Annotated in this window: 17 protein-coding genes; 3 read left to right on the top strand and 14 right to left on the bottom strand. The window is 71.4% G+C overall.

Going from position 1 to position 21620, the window contains the following annotated elements; all coding sequences use genetic code 11:
• The 5 genes from AAIB33_RS00665 to AAIB33_RS00645 form a co-directional block, all read right to left on the bottom strand.
• Nucleotides 1-546, bottom strand: a complete 546-nt coding sequence (locus AAIB33_RS00665; RefSeq protein ID WP_345801642.1) for a hypothetical protein — start codon at nt 544-546, stop codon at nt 1-3.
• Nucleotides 546-2648, bottom strand: coding sequence for a primary-amine oxidase (locus AAIB33_RS00660; protein WP_345801641.1), 2103 nt, complete (start codon nt 2646-2648; stop codon nt 546-548). The genes AAIB33_RS00665 and AAIB33_RS00660 overlap by 1 nt, the downstream gene beginning before the upstream one ends.
• 62 nt (nt 2649-2710) lie before the next feature.
• Nucleotides 2711-4246 (bottom strand): gamma-glutamyltransferase, encoded by a 1536-nt coding sequence (locus tag AAIB33_RS00655; RefSeq protein WP_345801640.1) that lies wholly within the window; start codon nt 4244-4246, stop codon nt 2711-2713.
• Nucleotides 4247-4248: 2 nt separating this feature from the next.
• On the bottom strand, nt 4249-5343 hold the full coding sequence (gene solA, locus AAIB33_RS00650; RefSeq protein WP_345801639.1) for an N-methyl-L-tryptophan oxidase: 1095 nt from the start codon (nt 5341-5343) through the stop codon (nt 4249-4251).
• Nucleotides 5340-6596 carry an aminotransferase class V-fold PLP-dependent enzyme gene (locus AAIB33_RS00645; RefSeq protein ID WP_345801638.1) on the bottom strand — a complete coding sequence of 419 codons (1257 nt, stop codon included), beginning with the start codon at nt 6594-6596 and terminating at the stop codon, nt 5340-5342. Before AAIB33_RS00645 ends, solA begins: the two co-directional genes overlap by 4 nt.
• A gap of 83 nt (nt 6597-6679) precedes the next feature.
• Between AAIB33_RS00645 and AAIB33_RS00640 the strand changes: the two genes are divergently transcribed.
• A complete protein-coding gene (locus AAIB33_RS00640; protein ID WP_345801637.1) occupies nt 6680-7468 on the top strand; it encodes a class II glutamine amidotransferase in 789 nt (262 codons plus the stop codon).
• 230 nt (nt 7469-7698) lie between these two features.
• Here the strand turns inward: AAIB33_RS00640 and AAIB33_RS00635 are convergent, their stop codons facing one another.
• On the bottom strand, nt 7699-7968 hold the full coding sequence (locus tag AAIB33_RS00635) for a hypothetical protein (RefSeq protein ID WP_345801636.1): 270 nt from the start codon (nt 7966-7968) through the stop codon (nt 7699-7701).
• A gap of 183 nt (nt 7969-8151) precedes the next feature.
• On the opposite strand from AAIB33_RS00635, the gene AAIB33_RS00630 reads away from it, so the two are divergent.
• Nucleotides 8152-8364: a hypothetical protein gene (locus tag AAIB33_RS00630; protein ID WP_345801635.1), complete on the top strand. Its 213-nt coding sequence runs from the start codon at nt 8152-8154 to the stop codon at nt 8362-8364.
• A 200-nt stretch (nt 8365-8564) separates the two neighbouring features.
• On the opposite strand, the gene AAIB33_RS00625 is transcribed toward AAIB33_RS00630, so the two are convergent.
• The 6 genes from AAIB33_RS00625 to AAIB33_RS00600 all read right to left on the bottom strand — a co-directional run bounded on the left by AAIB33_RS00625 (nt 8565) and on the right by AAIB33_RS00600 (nt 18003).
• Entirely contained in the window at nt 8565-10157 is a 1593-nt protein-coding gene (locus AAIB33_RS00625; protein WP_345801634.1) for an amino acid permease, read from the bottom strand.
• 235 nt (nt 10158-10392) lie between these two features.
• Entirely contained in the window at nt 10393-11049 is a 657-nt protein-coding gene (locus AAIB33_RS00620; protein ID WP_345801633.1) for a helix-turn-helix domain-containing protein, read from the bottom strand.
• 69 nt (nt 11050-11118) lie between these two features.
• Nucleotides 11119-12801 (bottom strand): allophanate hydrolase, encoded by a 1683-nt coding sequence (locus AAIB33_RS00615; protein WP_345801632.1) that lies wholly within the window; start codon nt 12799-12801, stop codon nt 11119-11121.
• A complete protein-coding gene (uca, locus tag AAIB33_RS00610) occupies nt 12798-16421 on the bottom strand; it encodes an urea carboxylase (protein WP_345801631.1) in 3624 nt (1207 codons plus the stop codon). Before uca ends, AAIB33_RS00615 begins: the two co-directional genes overlap by 4 nt.
• The gene (locus AAIB33_RS00605; RefSeq protein ID WP_345801630.1) at nt 16418-17158 is read right to left on the bottom strand and encodes an urea amidolyase associated protein UAAP2; all 741 of its coding nucleotides are present in this window, start codon (nt 17156-17158) and stop codon (nt 16418-16420) included. The genes uca and AAIB33_RS00605 overlap by 4 nt, the downstream gene beginning before the upstream one ends.
• The gene (locus tag AAIB33_RS00600) at nt 17155-18003 is read right to left on the bottom strand and encodes an urea amidolyase associated protein UAAP1 (protein ID WP_345801629.1); all 849 of its coding nucleotides are present in this window, start codon (nt 18001-18003) and stop codon (nt 17155-17157) included. The genes AAIB33_RS00605 and AAIB33_RS00600 overlap by 4 nt, the downstream gene beginning before the upstream one ends.
• A 236-nt stretch (nt 18004-18239) precedes the next feature.
• Here AAIB33_RS00600 and AAIB33_RS00595 point away from each other — a divergent pair, with 236 nt between their 5' ends.
• The gene (locus AAIB33_RS00595) at nt 18240-19697 is read left to right on the top strand and encodes a hypothetical protein (protein WP_345801628.1); all 1458 of its coding nucleotides are present in this window, start codon (nt 18240-18242) and stop codon (nt 19695-19697) included.
• A gap of 7 nt (nt 19698-19704) precedes the next feature.
• Here the strand turns inward: AAIB33_RS00595 and AAIB33_RS00590 are convergent, their stop codons facing one another.
• Together AAIB33_RS00590 and AAIB33_RS00585 are read right to left on the bottom strand one after the other, a co-directional pair.
• Complete coding sequence (locus tag AAIB33_RS00590) at nt 19705-20712, bottom strand: alcohol dehydrogenase catalytic domain-containing protein (protein WP_345801627.1); 1008 nt, start codon at nt 20710-20712, stop codon at nt 19705-19707.
• Nucleotides 20709-21605, bottom strand: a complete 897-nt coding sequence (locus AAIB33_RS00585; protein ID WP_345801626.1) for an SMP-30/gluconolactonase/LRE family protein — start codon at nt 21603-21605, stop codon at nt 20709-20711. The genes AAIB33_RS00590 and AAIB33_RS00585 overlap by 4 nt, the downstream gene beginning before the upstream one ends.
• Nucleotides 21606-21620 lie beyond the last annotated feature (15 nt).

The following is a 21620-nucleotide window of genomic DNA, read 5'->3' as shown; positions in this document are numbered from 1 at the left end:
TCAGACGACCGCGACAGCGGCCATGAGCAGCACGGAAGCACCCATCGCGAGGGGCGCTGCGCGCCGGAGGACGTATACCGGGAAGGATGCCGCGGCCCGCGGCATCCGCATGGTCACCGCCATGTGGACGGATGCCGCCGCGAAGACCGCACTCGCACCGACGACGGCGCAGGCAAGGGCTGTCGACGACACGCCGTGCCCCGCGTGAGCGTCGTCGCCTGCGGCGCCCGGGCCGGCCATGAGCAGCAGCAGTGTCGCCATGAGGATGGCTCCCAGCGCATCCATCGCACGAGCTGACCGCACGGCACGTGAGGAGCCGCGGTCGCGCAGCCCGGCAGTCGAGAGCATGGCTGTCGCGAGGATGACCGCCGCCCACCAGACCGGCGCGACCAGCGAGAGCCCCAGCACGACATCCGTCATGGCGAGGAGCATCGCGACAGCGAGCACCAACTCCTGCATGCGGACGCGCGGGCGGGATGCCGCGAGACAGCATATGCTCAGCGCCGTTGCGCCGAGCGCGCCCGCATGCAGGAGGACGTCGGCCATCAGTGGTGGGCGTGCCCGTGATTCTCGTGGCCCCCGTGACCGCGGTCGTGCCCGTCGTGGTCGTGCCCGGTGTGGTCATGCCCGGTGTGGTCATGACCCGCGTGTGCACCGGCGCCGCCGTGCACGCCGTGGTCGTGCCCCGCGTGTGCGCCGTGGTCGTGCCCCGCGTGTGCGCCGTGGTCGTGGCGGGCCGGCGCGACGCCGCCGGGCGACGGCACGTGGCAGCTCTCCGACGGCGGCACGTCGAGCGAGGGATTGCGCACGAAGAACCCGTCCGGCTCGAGCCGAAGCCCGATGCGGTGCGTCGGCATGATCGGCCACTCCTCGGGCTTCGGGTAGTGGTGCACGCCCACGACGGGCCAGACGACCAGTTCGGCGCCGTCGAGGGGACGGTCCGCCTCCTGCCACGCCGTGATCCCCTCGGCCGAGAGGTCGGCCTGGTTGGGGTACTCGCCGGCGATGAACCGCTCGGCCGGGTCGTAGGCCGTCGCCCACAGGTGCTTCGCGACGAACGGCGCCTTGCGGGCCACGACGCTGCCCGGCTTCGCGAAGAGTCGCGTCGTATTCGGGAGCGTGAGGCGGTACGCCGTCGACTCGCCGAAGCGGTTCTTCTTCTCGGTGTTCTCGATTCGCCAGTGCACGGCACGCGACGCATCGGCCATGCGCGCGGCATCCTTCTCGGACGCGATCGTCTCTGACACCATCTTCACGGCGTTGCCGTACGGGTTGAGCTCGTCGTCGTCCTCGATCTCGGCGTGCACCTCGACGAGCCGGTTCTTGGCGCCGTCCACGGCGGTGTCGAGGCGCACGGCGAAGTAGTGCTGATGCGTGGGCGCCTGCACGTTGGGGCTCACCATGCGCCCGAACGCGGGCGACGTGTCGTCGGCGATGCCCGAGACGGACAGGATGCCGGTGAGCTTGACCTCGAGCTCGATGTTGCCGTCCTGGTGCAGCGACCAGTAGAAGCCGTAGTCGTAGTTCGCGACGGTCGCGAAGAACGAGATGACGAGCCGGCGGGAGCGGCGAACGTCCGCCTCGCCGGTGCGCGTGTTGACGTGCTTCCAGAGGATCGAGTGGTCCTCCTCGTGCAGGCACACGCCGTTCGTGATCGTCTTGGCTTCGCCATAGCCGTTGAGGTAGTGCGCGTCGAAGTAGTGGATCTCGCCGAGGCAGTCGCAGCCGAACTCGAGCGAGGAGGTCAGCGGACCCGCGCCGTACTCGCCCCAGTCGAAGAAGTTCTTGCGATACGCCGTCGGGTCGGAGTCGAGATACGGCACGTACATCTCGTTGATCGACGCACGCCGCAGCACGGGCCGCACGACGTCACCGTCGCGGTACTCGATGTCGTGCAGCACGAGGCCCTCGCGGTGCGTGAAGCCGATCCGAAACGACCAGTTCTGCCACGTCACGCGGTGCCCGTCGACCTCGAATCCGGGCCCCTCGGGCTGCGTGATCTCGAGGGGCGCGACGGTGCGGTCGGGCCCCCACGTGCCGGAGCGGTAGTTGCCGCCCTCCGTCGTCATGGGGATGACGCCGTGGTCTTCGAGCTGAATGATGTCGAGCGTCTCGAGGTCGAGGATCGGCACGAGACCCGCAACGGGGCGCGCGTAGCCGTTGTCGTCCGCCGACTCGCGGTGCCACACCGAGCCCCACGAGAGGCGGCGGTCCTCGAAGCCCTCGGGCTCGAAGCCCGTGATCGACTCGGGGTCGACCCAGACGAGCGACGTGTCGGTGATCCCGCGCTTGGCGAGCGCCTCTTTGAGGAGCGGGTGGTTCCGCGCGGCCTGCGCGACCATGCGCGCCTCATCGGATGAGACGCCGGGGCGCTTCGCGTCGACCGGCGACCAGGAGCCGAGGGATGCCTCGCGGTCGGTGCCGGCGGTCCACGCCGTGATCTCCCACGCGGCGTGCTCATCGGGGTTCATCACGACGAGGCGCACGGGGCGTCCCTGACCGGGCGCGAGCGTGCGCGCGAGCGACTCCTCCACCGCGATGCCCCAGAACCGGGGGTGGGCGCCGATCCGGGGGTCCGTGCGCACGAGTGCGGCCACCCCGGCGATCTCGTCGGGGGTGAGCGGATCGGACCAGTGGCGCGCGAGCATGGCTGCCCCCTCCGTGGTGGCTGTGAGGTGTTCGTGTCGATTCTGATCGGTCGACGTGATGGTCATGCACGGCTCTCTTCCGTCGAGGTTCTGTCGGTGCCGATGAGGGTGCCGACGCCGTCCGCACGGGTGTCGCTCGCGCTCGACAGCAGGCCGCTCGCGCACCGGACGAGCTGCACGTGCCCGGCCTCATCGGCGGGGCCGGTGAACCGGACGACGGGGAGACCCCGCTCCTCGGCGCGCGCGAGCACCTCGTCGGCGACGCCGGGCTCGGCAACGAGCGACAGGACGTCCTGGCCGAGGTCGCGGTCGCCCACCACCCAGCGAGGACGCGCCAGGATGCCCCGCAGCTCGTACGACGCGTCGACCGCGTCGGGGAGCACCTGCGCGAGGATCCACGCCTGTGCGCGCCCGCCCTGGCAGCCCGCCACGACCGTCGCGTCGGGGGCGTCGACGATGGCGGGGCACAGCGTGTGCGGCGGGCGGGCGCCCGGCCGGATCGCGGCGGGCGAGGCCGGGTCGACGCTGAAGGCGCTCCCCCGGTTGTGCAGCACGATCCCGGTCGCCGGGTCGAGCAGGCCCGCACCGAAGGTCTGGTAGACGCTCTGGACGATCGTGACGCCCCAACCCTCGTCGTCGAGGGCCGTGACGGCCGCCGTGTCGCCGAGCGGGCGGGGCTCGGCGAATGCCGGAGCGGGCACGGCGGCGGCGAGGTCGAGGAGCACGTCGAGATCCACCTCGCTCGTGCGGGGATCGCCGAGCGCGGCCGCGCGCGCCTGCACGCCGCGGATCGCGGCGTCCACCAGCCGCGCACCCGCGGGGGAAGGGGATGCCGGGTCTGACGCCGCGCGGACGACGCCTATGAGGACGGCGCCGACCGACGGCGGCGGAGCGACGTGCCACGTCTGCGCGCCGATCGTGCGGGTGAGGGAGGACCCGACCTCGGGCTCGTACCCCGCGAAGTCGTCCTCCGTGTGCGTGCCGCCCGCGGCGCGCAGCGTCGCCACGAGCGACCGCGCGATGCGGCCCCGGTAGAAGTCGTCGGGATCGTCGGCGAGCATGCGCAAGGTGTCCGCGAGGGCGGGCTGCCGCAGCATCTCCCCCTCGAGGAGAGGCGTGCCGGAGGCGGCGAACACGGCGCGCATGCCGGCATCGGCGAGCACGGCCTCGGCGCGCGACACCAGCGCACGGCCGAGCCCCGCGCTGACCTCGGTGCCTGCGTCGGCGACGGCCGCGGCATCCGCGAAGGCCGACACGAGGCCCGACCGCGCGCCGAGCGCGGCGATCGCGCGCCAGCCCGCGACCATGCCCGGCACCGTGACGGAGTGCGCGCCCTGCCGGGGCACCTCGGTCCAGCCCGCGGCGGCCTCCGCGATGCCGGCAGGCGATGTGCCGGCGGCGACGACGGCCGTCGTCGCGCCCTCCGGCGACCGCACGAGGGCGATGAGATCGCCGCCCAGTGCGCACTGGTGCGGGTAGACGACCGTCAGCATCACGGCCGCGGCGAGCGCGGCATCCAGGGCGTTGCCGCCGGCGGCGACGGCGCGCTCCCCCGCGGCGACGGCTTCCGGATGCGGCGCGGCCAGCGCGATCGTCATGATCAGAACCCCCGTCGGGATGTCGAGATGAACGCGAGGTCGTCGCGTGCGACGCCCGTCGCCAGATCTGCGAGCGCCTCGCCGACCGCGGGCCCGAACTTGAAGCCGTGCCCCGAGCACGCGGAGGCGACGATCACCTCCGGCGCGCGCCCGAGCGGTCCCAGGACGAAGCGCTTGTCGGCCGTCATCGTGTACAGGCATGCCGCGGCCTCGACGGGCGTCGTGTCGATGCCGGGCACGTATGCCGCGAGGAGGGCCTGCAGCGTGGCGATCTCGTCGTCCGACGGCGGGGCGACGGGGGTCTCGGGGTCCCACACGGCGCCCGCGTCCACCCCGAGCTTGACGCCGTTGCCATCCGCATCCGGGATGCCGAACACGAGGCCCTCCGAGCGGTCGACCGAGAACGCGCCGAGCGACGGCGGCTGCCCCACCGCCTGCCCGGCCGCGACCGTGAGGGTCAGGATGCGCCAGACCTCGAGCAGGGGTGCGAGCTCGGGCACCAGCGCTCCCATCCAGCTGCCGCCCGCGATCACGAGCGTTCGCGCGCGCAGGTCGCCCGCGTCGGTGCGCACGAGGACGCCGCCCTGGATGCTCTCCCACCCCTCGGCGCGCACGCCCCACCGCAGCTCAGCTCCGTGCGCGCTCGCGGATCGCTGCAACGCCGTGAGCGCGCGGGATGCCTCGATGACGCCGGCGGACGGATCATGGACGGCCCGGTAGCCCTCGGGCACCGCGAAGCCGGGCATGAGCTCGGCCATGCGCGCGCGGTCGTCGACGACGACGCAGTCCGGCCCCTGCAGCTGCGACTGGCCGTGGTGCGCGTACAGACCGCCCGTGCGGTGCACGAGCGTCTCGCCCGTCTGGCGCTCGAGCTCGGCCCACCCGTCGAAGGCGCGCGCGACGAAGTCGTTCCACACCGGGTTGGGGTAGGCGCGGCGGATCATGCGTGTGCGACCGTGCGAGGAGCCCCGCGCATGTCCCGGCGTGAATCGGTCGACCGCGAGCACGTCGACGCCGCGTCGCGCGAGACTCGCGGCGGTCGCGCTGCCGTGGACGCCCAGGCCGAGGACGAGGACGTCCGCGTCGAGGGAGCTCATGTGCGGGCTCCTTCTCGGGCGGCATCCGCGACGCCTTCGAGGAGCTTCGCAATGTCGCCGTCGTCGTTGTACACGTGCAGGGAGGCACGCACGACGGACGTTATCGCACGATCCCCCAGATCCCACTGGCCGTGGGTCGCCGGCACCGAGACCACCCGGATCCGACGGTCGGCGAGGCGTGCGGCGGTCTGTGCGGCCGTCAGCCCGTCCACGAGGAATGTCACGATCGCCGAATCGGCGCCTTCGGGATCGGCGATCGTCACGCCGGGGATGCCGCGCAGCGACTCCCGGACGTGAGCTCCTGTCGACGTCAGCCATGCGGCCGTCTCGGGGATGCCGCGGCGCTGCGCTTCGTCGAGGGCGACGCCGAGGCCGAGCCGGCCGGCGATGCCCGCCTCCCAGGTCTCGAACCGCCGCGCCGTGGCGGTGACGTCCCAGTCGCGCTCGCCGAGCCACCGCGAGCCCCGGACGTCGGGCGCGGTCGGGACGAGCATCGCCGCGCAGTGTCGCTCGACGTACGCGAGCGCCGTGCCCCGGGGCGCACGAAGGAACTTGCGGCCGGTCGTCACGAGCACATGGCACCCGATCGCGGCGACGTCGATGTCGAGGTGCCCGACGGACTGCGTCGCGTCGAGCAGGTACACCGCGTCGTACTTCCGCGCCAGGCGTCCGATGGCGGCGACCGGCTCGACGAGCCCCGACGATGTGGGTACGTGGGCGATGGTCAGGATCGTGGGACGCCCGTCGGCGAGGAGCGACTCGAGGGCCTCCAGGTCGACGCGCCGACCATCGTCCACGGGGGCGAGCACGACGTCGACGTCGTGCTCGTTCTGCAGCGTCATGAGGTGGAGCGCGTGGCTCACATAGGTGCTGCGGGAGGCGATGATGCGCGACCCGGGCATGGGCCGGAGGGCGTCGAGGAGGACGCGGAGACCGGTCGAGGCGCTGTCGAACAGCGCGATCTCGTCTGCGGCGCAGCCGAGGAGCGTGCCGGCCGACCGGTAGACCGCTTCCACATCCTCCTTCATCTGCGCCGCGGCTTCGTAGCCGCCCACGCGCTCCTCGAGCCGCAGGTGCGCGACGACCGCCGAGACGACCGCGGTCGTCGGAAGCGCGGACCCTGCCGCATTGAAGTGGTGCGACAACCCGGCGCCGCGCGTGAGCTCGCGCTCGCGCGCCACATCGATCGCGGAGCCGTCCTGCGGGAGGACCGCGATTTCTCGTGCGGCGTCTGCCGCGGGCACCGATGTCATGGGACTCCACGTCTCTCGAACAGGATCCAAAAGTATCATATGTGGATCCATATTGACCGCGACTGTACTCAGGAGTTCATACGATGTCGCGAATGCTCGCCTTTGCCGCCCGCACACCCCTTCCCACGGCCGCAGCCGTGGGCGCCGACGTCCTGGCACAGTTCCGTGCGCTGTCACGCCTGCACGCCGACGGCTGGGGCACGGCATGGCTCGACCCTGCGTCGCGAGACGTCATGACCGCGGGAGGGCGCGACGCCGCCGGGCATTCCGATGAATGGGAGACCACGCTGTCCCGGCCGTCGGCGGCGCGGATCGTCTACCTGCGGTTCGCGAGCGGGGGTGCGCCGGCCTCACCCGAGAACGCGCAGCCGTTCCTGCGCAACGGGACGGCCTTCCAGCACAACGGATTGCTCGCGCCGCGCGAGGATGCCCTCGCACTCCTGACCGAGGAGGCGAGGTCCGGGCTCACCGGCACGACCGATAGCGAGGCGTACTTCGCGGTCGTCCGCGGCGCGACGGGAGGGGGCTCGCTCACCACGGCCACCGAGCTCGCGCACGGCGTCCGCCTGGTGCGAGATGCCTTCCCCGTGGCGTGTCTCAACGCCATGCTGCTCACGCCCGCCGGTCTGTTCGTCGTCCACGCCGCAGGCTCGGCGCCCGTTCCGCTCGCGGCATTCGCCCGCCGCGGCGCCGACATGAGCAACCTCCCGCCGGGCCACGACGACGACTACAACGTCCTCCGCACGAGCGTCACGCTGACGGGGGCGCGGGTCGTGGCGACGACGGGGGTCGACCAGTCCGGCTGGGATGTCCTCGACACCGAGTCCGTGCTCCGCGTCACGCCGGACGCTGTCATCGGGACGGAGGTGTGAGCGCGGTGGCCGAACGCTCGCCGCGCGTTGAAAGTGCCCCTCCTCATGCGCCTTTGCCGGCAGGTCTGAGGAGCACGACGCAGCTCCCACGTTCCGTTGCACGCGGCGCATTCGCAGAATGGGGCGCGCCCGCCTACTGCCTGACGGGGCGCGCCGCAGGTTCTCGGCAGCGTGGCCGTGGCCACCCCCACCACCGTCATCACGACTGCCGCGACCATGAAGACGACCCCTCAGATGGGTCCGCCGCTGTGATTGCGGATGCCGGCGTCACCCGTCCAGGGTGGGGCGGACTCGAATGTCCCGTGAGCAGACCGACGAGCGGCCAGAACGGACGAGATGCCTACGACCGCTGCTGAAGCCCCGCCCAGTGCGAGGCCGACCCAGACTGCTTGCGTCAGGAACACCACGCCGATGCCGACGAGGACGCCCACTGCAACAGCAGCCGTCCAGACGACGAGCAGGTACCAACGGGTGGGCCGAGGGATCGGCGTCTCATCCATATCTGCAGACTAAAGACTGTTCATCGCCGGCGATATGCGCCGATTCAGACTGACGCCCCGGCGAAGCCACAACGATCCATTCAGCACCCCAGGGTCGCCCGATCGACGACCGCTGTTCGGCGAGCGAGCAGGCGCAGAAAGTGCCGTCGCCGCACGACAGACGTGACCGGGTACCCTCCTCGTGTGATCGAGTACCGCGTGCAGTTCAGGAACGACTGGTCTGAGAAGAACGGCGACGTGGTGCCCGAAGAGACGATGCCGCTCAAGGACGCGCAGCGCTTCATTGCGGAGCATCCCGAGACCGAGTACGTCATCTTGCAGCGAACGACTGATTCAGAGCCGTCCACTTGGTCACTCCTGCCGGAGGACGACTCGAGCACCGCGGGGCACTCCTGACAATCGGCGGGACCGTGTTCAATGACGCGGCCTCGCCAACCGAACCGTGTCGATCTCCTTCGTCCCCGCGCTGGCGCACCGCACCGCACCGCGCGCACGCTTGTCGAGTCGCAAGCTCGCCGTGCGGACCGTCTGAGGCTCCGAGCGCGAGAAGCGGCGGAGGCGCCATGCACCCCCGCCGCGACTCGCGGGAGACCGTGTCAGCCGACCTCGGGCCGAGCCGGCGCCTGGACGGGCGTCTCGGCGGTGATCGGGATGGGAGCGAGGACGATCGCGCCTCGCACGCGACGGTTCCAGAGGAGATAGGCCGCGCCGGCGGCGAAGGTCACCCCGATCGTGATGAGGGCGCTCCACTGGAGGAGCGGCGAGTTGCCCTCGAGGTCGTAGATCTCGGGTCGGGGCCACACGAGGTTGATGATCATCGCGATTTGGAAAGTGACCGCCACGCCGTTCACGAGCAGCCCCCAGCGGCCGAGCGTGAAGAGGGGCTTGCCGTCCTCGTCGACGCCCGTGGGGAGTCCTCCCGTGCGGCGGTGGCGCATGCGGGCGATCAGCAGCGGCGCCGTGACACCGAGGTACGCGATGTAGATCAGCGCGATGCCGATGCTCGAGAGCGCCGTGAAGAGGGCCGGCTGGCCCAGGTTGATCACGAGGGCGATCGCGGCGCCGAGGCCCACGACGAGTGAGGCCGTGATCGGCGTGCCGGTACGGGGCGACACCCGGCCGATGGACCGGTGGAACGGGAAGGCGCGTTCGCGCGACATCGAGTACATCATGCGCGCACCCGCCGTCTGCACGGCGAGCGTGCAGGCGAAGACGGCAACCGCGACGGTGCAGAGCATGAGCCGGCCGCCGGCGTCGCCGAGGACAGCAGTGATGACGTACGAGAGTCCGTAGGTCGACAGCTGGCCGTCGGTCAGGCTGGGCGCGGCCAGGATCGCGCCCACGATGAGGAGGGCGCCCCCCAGGCCGGAGAACGTCACCGCGCGCAGGATCGTGCGCGGCGTGGTGCGGCGCGGGCTGTGCGTCTCCTCCGCCAGCTCACTGGCCGAGTCGAAGCCGACCAGGACGTAGGCCGCCATGAGCGACGAGGCGAGCCAGGCGAACAGGTACGGGTCCGTTCCGACGCGACCCGTCGTGGTGAACAGCACCGACGCGTCGCGCTGCGGCAGCAGGAAGAGGATCACGATGAGCACGATGGCGCCGAAGATCTCGACGAGCACCCCGAACGACGTGATGCGCGCCATGAGGCGCACGCTCAGGATGTTCACCGTCGTGGTGATCGCGAGCATGATGAGGCCGAGCACGATCGCGTTCGCCGCACCGGTGGGCGAGGCGATCGAGGGGTCTGCGCCCGGGCCACCGACGATCTGGAAGCCGTCCCAGATGGCGGGGAGCACGGCCTGCACGGCGATGGCGGCGACCGCGACCGTGATGACCTGGCCGACGATCATCGTCCAGCCCGTCATCCAGCCGAAGACTGTGCCGGCGAGCCGGCTCGACCAGTGGAAGATCGCGCCTGAGATCGGCCAGCGGGCGGAGAGCTGCGCGAAGTTGAGCGCGACGAGGAGCTGGCCGGCGAAGACGGCGGGCCACGTCCAGAAGAAGGCGGCGCCGCCGAGGCCGAATCCCAGCGCGAAGAGCTGGAACACGGTGGTGAGGATCGACACGAAGGAGAATCCGGCGGCGAAGGAGGAGAACGAGCCGACGCCGCGGTGCAGCTCCTGGGTGTAGCCGTGGTCGGTGTCGGCACCGGCGGGGTGGGATGAGGATTGCCGAGCGGTCAATGCCATGACGGGCCCTTTCGAAACGTCCGAGGAAGGACGGCCGGCCAGGCGATGGAGCCCTATACCTGTCGGCCGATAGTTATCGTTGGATCGAGTGTGAAGGCCCGCGATTCCACACCGATTGCCGCTCCGTTTCTGGTGTGTAACAGTGTCCGGGGAACGGCAGGGTCGCCGGCCGGAAGCTCAGCGAGCGGGCCGCGCGCGGCTCATCGAGCGCTGGGAAGTGTCGTGCGCAGAGGGCTCAGCGAGCGGCGGTGACAGCCCGAGCGCGAGCGATCGCCTCGTCGCCGAGACCGCACAGGCGGAGGCATCCGTCGGCGATGCGCACGGCGTCGATCGCCTCCCCGTCGCGTCGCAGCGGGATCACGATCTCGACGAGGTGGATGACGGCGTCGCCCAGCTCACGCGCGGTCCAGGCGTCGCGCAGCGCATCGGTCGCGGCATCCATCGCGAATGCGCCGTAGGCGTCGCGCAGCTGCCGTCGCGACGCTCGGAAGCCGTCGAACCGCTCGCGATTGGCCTCGGGCAGGAGGTAGAGGGTTCCGATGTTGTGCGGCGCTGCGGCGAGCGAGCGGGCGTCTCGGACCGCGAGGAGGTGCAGGGCGGCGGCGGGGTCCAGCTCGGCGGTGTCGCGCAGTTCGTCGGCGAGCTCGACGCTCGAGCGGACGGTGCGCTCGAGGAGCTCGACGAGGATGTCGTCCTTGCCGGCGAAGTGGTAGTACAGGGAGGCCTGACGGATGCCGATCCGCTCGGCGATCTCGCGTGTCGTCGTAGCGGCGAACCCCTTCTCGACGAACAGCGCCGCGGCGGCGTCGAGGATCTCGTCGCGCGGCGCGAGCTGTGTCGTCCCGGCTGTCGCCCGGGGCCGACCTGCGCGGGCTCGAGACGACGTGCTCATACCGGCATCCTCGCACGGCCGCACCGGCGCAGCCGCTCCGGGCCGGCGTGCGAGGATGCCGGTCAGGCGTCAGACCGTTGCCAGGTGAGCGCGCCAGCCGCCGAGCGACGAAATGTCGACGGAGCCGTCGAGCGCTCCGGGCGTGGCGAGGAACCCCGCGACGCGGCTGCCGTCGTCGAGCAGCACCGAGCCGATCGACAGGGGCGGCGGGACGGAGTCGACGACGGCGGCGAACCCGGACGCCGGCAGCTCCCACACCTCACCCTCGATGGACGCTCCGCCCGGCCCGGTGTGCACGAGACCCGGCTTGGGGGGAGTCACCGCGAGCGCGTGGAACGCGTATTCGCCCGCGGTCGCGGCGACGCGCGCCAGCCGTCCGCCGGCGGCGACGAGCTGCCGGTTGAGCGGCTCCCCCGTCAGGTGCGCCCCGACGACGAACAGCTGCCGCGGGGCGGCGTGGAATCGCTGGGCGATCTGGGCGAGCACGCGGTCGGTGAACGCGGGTCCGGTCAGCATGACGCCGAACGGCAGCCCGTCGACGAAGGCCGCCGGAACCGCGAGCGAGGCCATGTCGAGGAGGTTGGCGAAGTTGGTGAACCGGCCCATGCGGGAGTTCGCGCCGATGGGGTCTGCGGCGACCTCGGCGAGCGTCGGATGCCACGTGGTCGTCGGCGTGAGCAGTGCGACGCAGCCGTCGAGCGCCTCGGCACCTCGCAGGCGCAGGGCGTCGAGCCGCTCGAGGTCGGCGAACAGCTCATGGGCGGAGGGCGCCGCGCCGGCGAGGATGATGCCGGCGACCGTCTCGTCGAGGTCGCCCCCGATGAGCTCGCGGTGAGACGCGATGTGCGCCCCCACGGCGGCGTACCGCTCCGCCACGAAGGCTCCGTCGTAGAGCAGGCGTGCGGCGTCCAGGAGCGCCGTGACGTCGCGCTCGACGACGTCGAAGCCCGCTGCTCGGGCCATGTCCACCGCGGACTCGAACGCCTCGCTCCATCCGGCGGCGAGGCCGTCGAGCTGGGCGGGCAGCGGCACGGCTATCCGGGCGCGTGCAGGCAGTACCGCAAACGCAGCGTTCGTGCGCGCCAGGGGATCCTTGCCGTCGGGCCCGGTCATGGTCTCGATCGCCAGCCTGGCCGTGGCCAGGTCGCGCGCGAACGCGGTCACGACGTCCTGCGTGCGGCATGCGGGAACGACACCCGTCGTCGGGACGAGTCCCTTCGTCGGCTTGACGCCGACGATGCCGTTCAGGGCGGCCGGGACGCGGCCGGAGCCGGCGGTGTCCGTGCCGAGCGCGACGTCGACGATGCCGAGGGCGACGGACACCCCCGATCCCGACGACGAGCCCCCTGAGATGCGCGCGGGATCCCAGGCATTGCGCACGGCGCCGAAGGGCGAGCGCGTGCCCACGAGTCCTGTCGCGAACTGGTCGAGGTTGGTCTTGCCGACGACGATCGCGCCGGCTGTTCGGAGGCGTGCGACCGCGGTCGCGTCGACGATCGGCTCATAGGCGAAGGATGCTGAGCCCGCCGTGGTCACGAGCCCTGCGACGTCGATGTTGTCCTTGACGGCGACCGTGAGCCCCGCCAGCGGAAGGTCCTCCCCCGCCGCGACCCGCGCGTCGACCCTGCCAGCCTCGGCGAGGAGGTCTTCGGCGGACCGCAGCGAGATCCAGATCTCGGGTCGATCTACCTCGGCGATCCGGGCCAGGGTGCGGTCGACGGCGGCGCGGGCAGTAGTGGGACGGCGGATCATGCGTGGGCTCCGATCGCGGCGAGGATCTGACCGGGGGCGACCTGCTCCCCGGGTGATGCGTACAGCTCGAGCACGCGTCCGTCGCGCGGGGCGATGACCTTCGACTCCATCTTCATGGCCTCGACCGAGAGGATCGCGTCGCCAGCGGCGACCGTCGCGCCCACGTCGACCGAGACCTGCCAGACCGTCGACGCGAACGGCGCATAGACCGGCTCGGCGCCCTCCGGGATCGTCACCTCGGCGGCGGCGGCCGGTGCGGGAGGCTCGTCGGACCGCTCGAACTCGCCCGCGAGGCGCCAGCGCTCGCGCTCCTCGGCGAACGCAGCGCCCTGGCGCTCACGGAACTCGGCGATCGAGCCGGCGTTGTCGTCGAGGAATCTCGAGTACTCGGCGATCGAGAAGGTGCCCTCGACCGTCTCGAAGCGACCACGGCCCGCGTCCGTCTCGGCGCGAAGCTCGAGAAGCTCCTCGGCCGAGACCGGGTACCACTCGATGCGGTCGAAGAACCGCAGCGCCCATGGGTGCTCCTGGAACAGCCCGCCGCGGCGGAAGCGATTCCAGATCTGCACCGTGCGGCCGACGAACTGGTACCCGCCCGGCCCCTCCATGCCGTAGATGCACATGTACGCGCCGCCGATGCCGACCGAGTTCTCGGCCGTCCACGTGCGGGCGGGGTTGTACTTCGTCGTGACGAGGCGGTGCCGAGGGTCGAGGGGCGTCGCGACCGGTGCGCCCAGGTACACGTCGCCGAGGCCGAGGACGAGGTAGCTCGCGTCGAAGACCGTGCGGTACACGTCGTCGACGGAGTCGAGGCCGTTGATGCGGCGGATGAACTCGATGTTCCAGGGCGTCCATGGGGCGTCGCTGCGGACGCCGTTGATGTACCGCTCGATCGCGAGGCGGGTCGCCGGGTCGTCCCAGCTCAGCGGCAGCCGGACAGTGCGCGACGGCACGACGAGCTCGCTCGTGGGCGGCACCTCGGCCTCGAGCTCCTGCAGCAGTGCGGCCATCGTCGAGGCCGGCAGGATGTCGGGGTCGGTGTGCACCTGCAGGGAGCGGATGCCCGGGGTGACGTCGACGACGCCCTTCGGCGCATGCTCGGCGAGCGTCTCCTGGAGGGCGTGCACGCGCATGCGCAGCGCGAGGTCGAGCTGCATGTCGCCGTACTCGACGAGGACGTTGGAGTCGCCGTCCCGGCGATACGTCACCGACGGACCCGCCTCGGTCGCCTCCCGACGCGCGTACACGCCGTCGTCCCCGTCGCCGCCCGCCGTGATCAGCGCGGGGGTGGCGCGACGCGTCACGAGCGACGGGGCGTCGGCCTCGGCCACCGGTGCGAACCGCACGCGGTCGCCCGGACGCAGCTGACCGACCTTCCACAGCTCGCCGCTCGCAACCACCGCGGGGCAGACGAAGCCGCCGAGCGAGGGCCCGTCGGGCCCCAGGATGATGGGCGTGTCGCCCGTGAAGTCGATCGCGCCGACGGCGTAGGGCGTGTCGTGGATGTTCGACGGGTGCAGACCGGCTTCGCCCCCGTCCGGGCGCGCCCACTGCGGCTTGGGGCCGATGAGTCGTACACCTGTGCGGGCTGAGTTGAGGTGCACTTCGTAATCGGTGGCGTAGAACGCGTGGAGGTCGCCGCGCGTGAAGAACTCGGGAGCCGCGTGCGGGCCTTCCGTCACGCCGATCGTCCACGAGTGCGTCAGCGCGGGGCGACGATCGTCGGGGGTGCCGTCGCCGAGCGCGTCGTCGGGATGGGATGCCGCGGGCCCAAGACGCAGCACGTCGCCGGCGAGCAGCGCACGACCGCCGTGCCCGCCGAACCCGCCCAGGGTGAACGTCGAGGCGCTCCCCAGGTACGTCGGGACGTCGATCCCGCCGCGCACCGCGACGTAGGTGCGCAGGCCGGGGCCCGTCGCGGGACCGATCGCGAGGGTGGCACCCGCCGGGACGCGGACCGGCTCCCACAGCGGCATCCGCTCTCCGTCCACCGTGACCGCCGCCGGTGCGCCCGTCACCGCGATCACGGCGGGGTGCGAGAAGCGCAGGGTCGGACCCGTGAGCGTGATCTCGAGTCCCGGCGCCCCCTCGGCGTTGCCGACGGCGAGGTTCGCCTCGGCGAACGAGACGCGGTCGAACGGCCCGCTCGGGGGGACGCCGATCTGCCAGTAGCCGATGCGGCCCGGAAGGTCCTGCACCGTCGTCATGGCACTCGGAGCGATGACGTCGATCCGCGGCTCGGGGTCTTCCGTCACGTCGAGCGTCGAGGTGCTGTGGCTCGTCGCCACGAGGGCGGGGTGCTCCGCGAGGGAGCGCAGCAGACCGAGGTTCGTGACGATGCCGTCGACTCGGCTCGCCCCCAGCGCATCTCCGAGCAGTTCGAGCGCGGCGACACGGTCGTGGCCGTGCGCGATGACCTTCGCGAGCATGGGGTCGTACGACGCCGTGACCTCCGTGCCGTCCTCGATCCAGCCATCGACGCGCACGCTCTCCATCGCCTCGGTCCCCTGGCCTGGGAACACAGCACGCGTGACGAGACCCGTTGAGGGCAGGGAGTTCTTGCCGGGGTCCTCGGCGTAGACGCGGGCCTCCACCGCCGCGCCCTGGGGCTTCCACTCGCACGTGAAGACGTCGTCGGCGAGCCCCGCGGCGCCGTCGCGCGCGAGCGTGAGCATCATCGCGACGAGGTCGACTCCGAACACCTCCTCCGTGACGGGGTGCTCGACCTGCAGGCGCGTGTTGACCTCGAGGAACGAGGCCTCCTCCCGAGCGGGGTCGTAGACGAACTCGACGGTGCCGGCGCTGCGGTAGGAGACGGATGCCGCGAGCTCGCGCGCCGACCGGTGCAGCAGCTCGCGCACGTGGTCGGGAAGCGCCGGCGCGGGGGCCTCCTCGACTACTTTCTGATTGCGGCGCTGCAGTGAGCAGTCGCGGTCGCCGAAGACGGCGACGCGTCCTTCGCCGTCGCCGAACAACTGCACCTCGACATGCCGGGCGGGACGCACGAACCGCTCGAGGAAGATGCCGGTCGACCCGAAGTTCGCCGCGGCGAGAGCAGCGACGCGCGCGAAGGCGTCGCGCACCTCGGTTGCACTGAAGCACGCCTGCATGCCGATCCCGCCACCGCCCCCGGTGGCCTTGACCATGACGGGATAGCCGATCGCGTCGGCGGCGGCGACCGCCTCGTCGGCGCCGGAGAGGAGGCCGGTGCCCTGGAGCATCGGCACGCCCGCCTGCTGCGCGAGCTCGCGCGCCGTGTGCTTCTCGCCGAAGGCGGCGATCTGCGCGGCGGAGGGGCCCACGAAACGGACGCCGGCGGCCTCGACCGCGGAGGCGAACGACAGGTTCTCGGAGAGGAACCCGTACCCGGGGTGGATGAGTCCGGCACCCGTCGTCAGAGCGGCGTCGAGCACGGCGTCTGCGCGCAGGTACGACTCCTTCGGGGCGGCGGGACCGAGACGGACGGCTTCGTCGGCCTCGCGCACGTGCGGCGCGGCGCGGTCGGCGTCGGAGTAGACGGCGACCGTCCGCATCCCGAGCTCACGAGCCGAGCGGATGACGCGGCGCGCGATCTCGCCGCGGTTGGCGATCAGGACCGTGTCGCGTGACAGGGCGGTCATCGGACGGCCTCCTCGGTGGTGGCGAGACCCTGCGGATCGACCGTGATCATCCTCAGCGGCGTGGGGTTGAAGTCGTTGCACGGGTTGTTCATCTGGGGGCAGTTCGACACGACCACGAGGACGTCTCGCTCGGCGCGGAGGGAGACCCGCTTGCCCGGTGCACTCATGCCGTCGACGATGCCGAGGCTTCCGTCCTCCTCGACCGGCACGTTCATGAACCAGTTGATGTTGGAGACCAGGTCGCGCGCGCCGAGCCCGTGGGCCGCGCCCTCGCTGAGGAAGTTCTCCCGGCAGGCGTGCTGGAAGGCGACGTGAGGTCCGTACCGGAGGGTGTTGGACTCCTTCGAGCACGCGCCGCCGATCGTGTCCTGGCGGTCGATCTCGTTCACGACGACCGTCATGAGCGGAAGCGCCTCGTTGGAGAGCAGCACCGAGCCCTCGCGCAGGTAGGCGTTCCGCTGCGCGGCGAGGGTATCGGGGGCGCTGTAGCGGTGTGCCGTGTCGTGGGCGTCGTACACGAGGAAGTCGGCTGACTGGTTGCCGCCGGCGTCGACGATCGTGAGCACGTGCCCCGCGGCGATGACGGCCGACCACGAGGCGTTGGATGCGACGCGGTCGTCGGCCACGATTCGGCCGTCGACGGCGCTGGAGGCCCAGTCGAGGGGCGAGCCGGGAGCGGCGACGGCGCCGACGGGAACGGTGCTGTGAATCGCCGGGCGAGAGAGGGAAGTGCTCATAGTCCGCGGGCCTCCGCATAGTCGAGGGTGTTCAGATACGCGCGCCGCGACTCGGGCGACGCATCGAAGAGCGCCGTGCCGGGCAGTGTCGGGTCGCCGCGCCAGGCGTGCACACGCAGCTCGCCCACGCGGTACTCGTCGCGCGGGTCGAGGGGGTGCGCGACGTTCGCGATGAGCACGACGAGGGGCAGCTCAGCGACGAGCGTCACGGAGCCGCCGGCTCCGGCCGAGCCGAGCCATTCGGCCGCGCCGTCGACGCCGACGCGCACGCCCTGGAAGAACGACACGCTCGGCGGGAGGTCGCGCGGGCCGAGGCCGTGCTTGGCGGCGGCCTTCACGAACAGGGCACGGCCCGACGGGGTGGGCCCCTCCGGTCGCGCGTCTCCGTAGCGGGCAAGGTTCGCGGCATCCGTCGTCGTCCCGAACAGCGCGTCGTGGTGTCCCGAGGTGTCTTCGACGATCGTCGCGAGAGTCCGGCCGTCGCCCGAGAGCAGGGGATGCCCCGCTCCGAGGTAGGCCTGCCACGGGATCTTGACGGTGTCGGCCGTGTTGAGTCGCTCCCATGGCTCGAGCGCATTGAACAGCAGGACGTGCGCGTTGGCATCGCCGGTCGGGTCATCGAGCCGCACATGCGTTCCGCGGGCGAGCACCCGATGCGTGTAGCCGCCGGGTGCGACGGTCTCCGCCCAGGTCAGCTCGGCGGGGTCGACACCAGCGGGCACGTGCGGCGACGACGATGCCGGCAGGTAGGGCATGTGGTCACTCGTCTGGCCGCCCTGCGCTCGGGCATCCGCTCGCGCGTTGCCGACGGTGTCGGTGCTGTGCGCCGCCTGGTCAGTGGTCATCGGATCTCCCCGAGATTAATAACTGTCGGTCGACAGTTATCTCGGAGTATGCCGGTGGCCTGTGTCATGACGGTTGTCGGGATGTTTCGTCCGCATGACAGCCTCACCGAGTACTCGGAACCGGCGAGGTACTGGCGTCATCCGTACTGGATGAATGCTGTCGAGGACTCCCAGTGGTTGGTAGCGTCAGCCCTGACAGTTCAACATCGTGTCACTCCTAGCGAGGGGGTTCGCCCGTGGATGACATCGAAGCTCCCAACGGTCAGGAAGGCCATCGCGCCTCCATCTCCCGCCGCGCCTTCATGGCGGCGGGCGCTCTCGCTGCCCCGGCACTCGCCGTCGCAGCCGCGACACCCTCTGCGGCCGCACCACCCGCGGCCGCCGCTCCACCCGCCGCCGCACCGGCATCCGCCTCGGTGCCACCGACCACCGGTGCCGTCGCGGGCCCTGGCCACGCCGCGATCGCCCTGCCGCGCCCCGCGATCCCCGCGGTGAAGTCGTTCTCCCTCGTCGCCGGCGAGACCTACTCCGGCGTCGTTCCGCTCAGGATCGAGACCGACGAGCGGCTCGCCGAGGCATCCGCCGTGCAGGTGACCCTGGGGCGATACAGCCGCGCGGCGCGCAGGGTCAGCCCTCGGGTATGGGTGGCGGACGACTGGGACACCACCCGCAAGCTCGCGGACGCGACCCAGGCATCCCCGTCCAACTTCCTCGCGTGGGCGCAGGTGCAGACCACCATCAACGGTCTCGAGTACGTGACCGACCCGATCGGCGTGTACACCGGCAACTACGATTACGGCCCGCTGTCGAACGTCGGCTGGGACCCGAAGCTGGACTGGGCCGCCGACTATTCCTCGAGGGCGGCTTTCGACGCGTCGCACGATGCGGAGATCGTCGGGCTGCGCTACTCGCGGATCGTCGCCGACCCCCACAATCCCCGGCGCAACATGCTCCAGGCGTTTCCGCCGGACACCGCCGACTACGGGGCGACGGGTCAGCCCCGATTCCAGGCGCAGTCGCCGAGTGAGTGGTACGAGGGCAACGAGGCGTACGTCGGATTCTCGATCATGGTGCCGGAGCGCGATTCCTCGAGCTATCTCTCCCCCGGCTTCCCGCATGTCGAGCTGTCCCGTCCCGGCGAGACCAACATGCACATCGCCATCTTCCAGATGTACGGCCCGCAGGCGACGGAGCCGAGCGACTACCCGTCCGGTCGCGGCGCGATCACGATCATCGACGCGAATCGCAACAGCGAATCCGACCCGATCGACCGATTCCACATCGACGCCAACCAGCTCAACGGCGGCGATCCGGGCTTCGTCGTCGACTTCGACTACAACCGGGGGAAGTGGACCGACATCGTGCTCGGCTTCCACATGTCGGCCGACATCAAGCGCGGGTGGATCGAGGTGTATCTGAACCTCGGAGACCACGAGGCCGTGCAGCCGGTGCCGCTCTTCGGCGGGATGCTGCGCCTCCCGCGCGTCACCGCGTGGCCCCAGACATCGACTCCGCCGGTGCCGCCCGCGTACTCCGACGGGGTGCTCATCGAGGGCGGCTCGCGGCGCAACCGCATGGACATGCAGGTGTACCGCTCCCGGAGTGCCTACGACCTGGTCGTGCTCAACCACACCGCGCACAAGATCGGGCCGACGGTGGAGTCCGTCGATCCCGGCTCCTACCGACGCCGGTAGCGCTCCGTCAGAGCGCGACGTGGAACTTCGGTCCCGGCCCCGAGCCCTCGGGCCGTTCTCCGGCGAGGATCGCGGGCAGCTGCTCGAGCGCGACGGTCGCCGCGATGAGCGGGGTGGGATCGACGGCGCCGGTCGCGTACGCCTCGATCGTGCCGGCGAGGCCCGGCGATGCGCTCAGGATGCCGACCGCCGTCACATCCTTGAGCGCGAGCTCGCGCGTATCGACGAGGCTCGGGGTGCCCGCCAGGCCGACGTAGACGATCCGCTTCCCCGGCTCCACGAGGTCGACGGCGCGCGCCGGGAGATGAGGGGCGTTGGATGCATCGATGACGGCGTCCCACGGCAGGTCGGGCAGCTCGTCCTCGGCCCATACCCCGTCGAACCCCAGCGAGCGCGCGAACTCCAGCGACCTCGAACCGCGACCGAGGAGGTGCACTTCCGCGCCCGCCGCGCGCGCGAACAGGGCGCACAGCAGTCCGATGGTGCCCGGCCCGAGCACGAGGCAGCGGTCGCCGGGCGAGAGGGCGGCGGCCTGCACCGAGCGATAGGCGTTGCCGCCCGGCTCGACCATCGCACCCATCGCGGCGTCGACGGTGTCCGGCAGACGGTGCAGCGAGGTCTCCGGAACGGCGACCTGCTCGGCGAGCGCACCGGGCCGGCCGCCGCGGATGCCGAGCTCGAAGCGGAACTCGCAGACATGCTGACGGCCCGTCAGGCATCGCCGGCATCGGCCGCAGCCGAGCATCGTGTCGCCCGTCACGCGTGCGCCGAGCCACGAGGCATCCACTCCCGGCCCGACCGCCGTGATCGTGCCCATCCATTCGTGCCCGATCCGCATCGGATAATCGGCGTGACCCGTGTGCAGGTACTGCATCTCTCCGGTGTAGAACTCGACGTCGGTGCCGCAGATCCCTGCGCGCTGCACGTCGACGACGACCTCGCCCGGAGCGGCTTCGGGCGCCGGCACGTCCTGGATCTCGGCGTGATCCGGGCCCGTGATAACGAGCGCTTTCATCGGGCCCGACCCGCCCACAGGTGCGGCGGGAGCCCGCGCACGCCCGGTGCGATGGTGAAGAGCCGCCCGGACAGCGGAGAGGCGGCGAGGTCCTCGTCGCTCAGGCCCTCGGTCGCCGTCGTGATGACGAGGGTGTCGAGCCCCGGTCCCGCGAACGCGGGGCACGACGTGTTCGGCACCGGCACACTGACCCGGCCGACGATCTCGCCCTGCGGCGAGAACCGCAGCACGGTTCCCGCGCCCCACACCGCGACCCAGAGATGCTCCTCGGCATCCATCGTCACGCCGTCGGGGTGGCCGTGCTCGAGCTGGGCGAAGACGGCGCGCTCGCCGGTCGCGCCGGTCGCGGGGTCGTAGTCGCGGACGAAGATGCAGCGGCGCTCCGTGTCGATGCTGTACAGCCGCCGGCCGTCGGGAGTCCAGGCGAGACCGTTCGACAGGCCGAGGTCGTCATCGATGATGACGGCCGTCTCGTCGGGGTCGACGCGCAGCAGGACCTCGCCCCCCGGTCCCTTCGTGCCGACGAGGAAGCGACCGGCCGGGTCGGCCTTCCCGTCGTTGAACCGGCGCTCGTCGCCGTCGACGAGCGGCCGGCCGGTCGTGATCTGCCCGTCGAGGTCGCGGTAGTGGAGGGCCTGCCGCCCGGCGACGACGAGCTCACCGGATGCCGAAACCGCGACGGCGCCCGCCGTGTCCGGGAAACGGATGCTCTCGTCCTCGACGATGCTGCCGTCGTCGAGCAGTCGACCCGCATGGACGACACCCGCCATGATGTCGACCCACAGGATCCGCCCACGGATCGGGTCCCACGTCGGCCCCTCGCCGAGGAAGTGCGTGTCGTCGGTCGCGACCTGCGCGACGCCGATCACGGGCACGTCGTCGTAGGCGTTCACGCGGCACCTCCCAGC

The organism is Microbacterium sp. AZCO, from assembly GCF_039614715.1.
GTDB lineage: Bacteria > Actinomycetota > Actinomycetes > Actinomycetales > Microbacteriaceae > Microbacterium.
The sequence above is the reverse complement of the archived record's forward strand: the minus strand, read 5'-3'. Positions and strand labels throughout refer to the sequence as shown.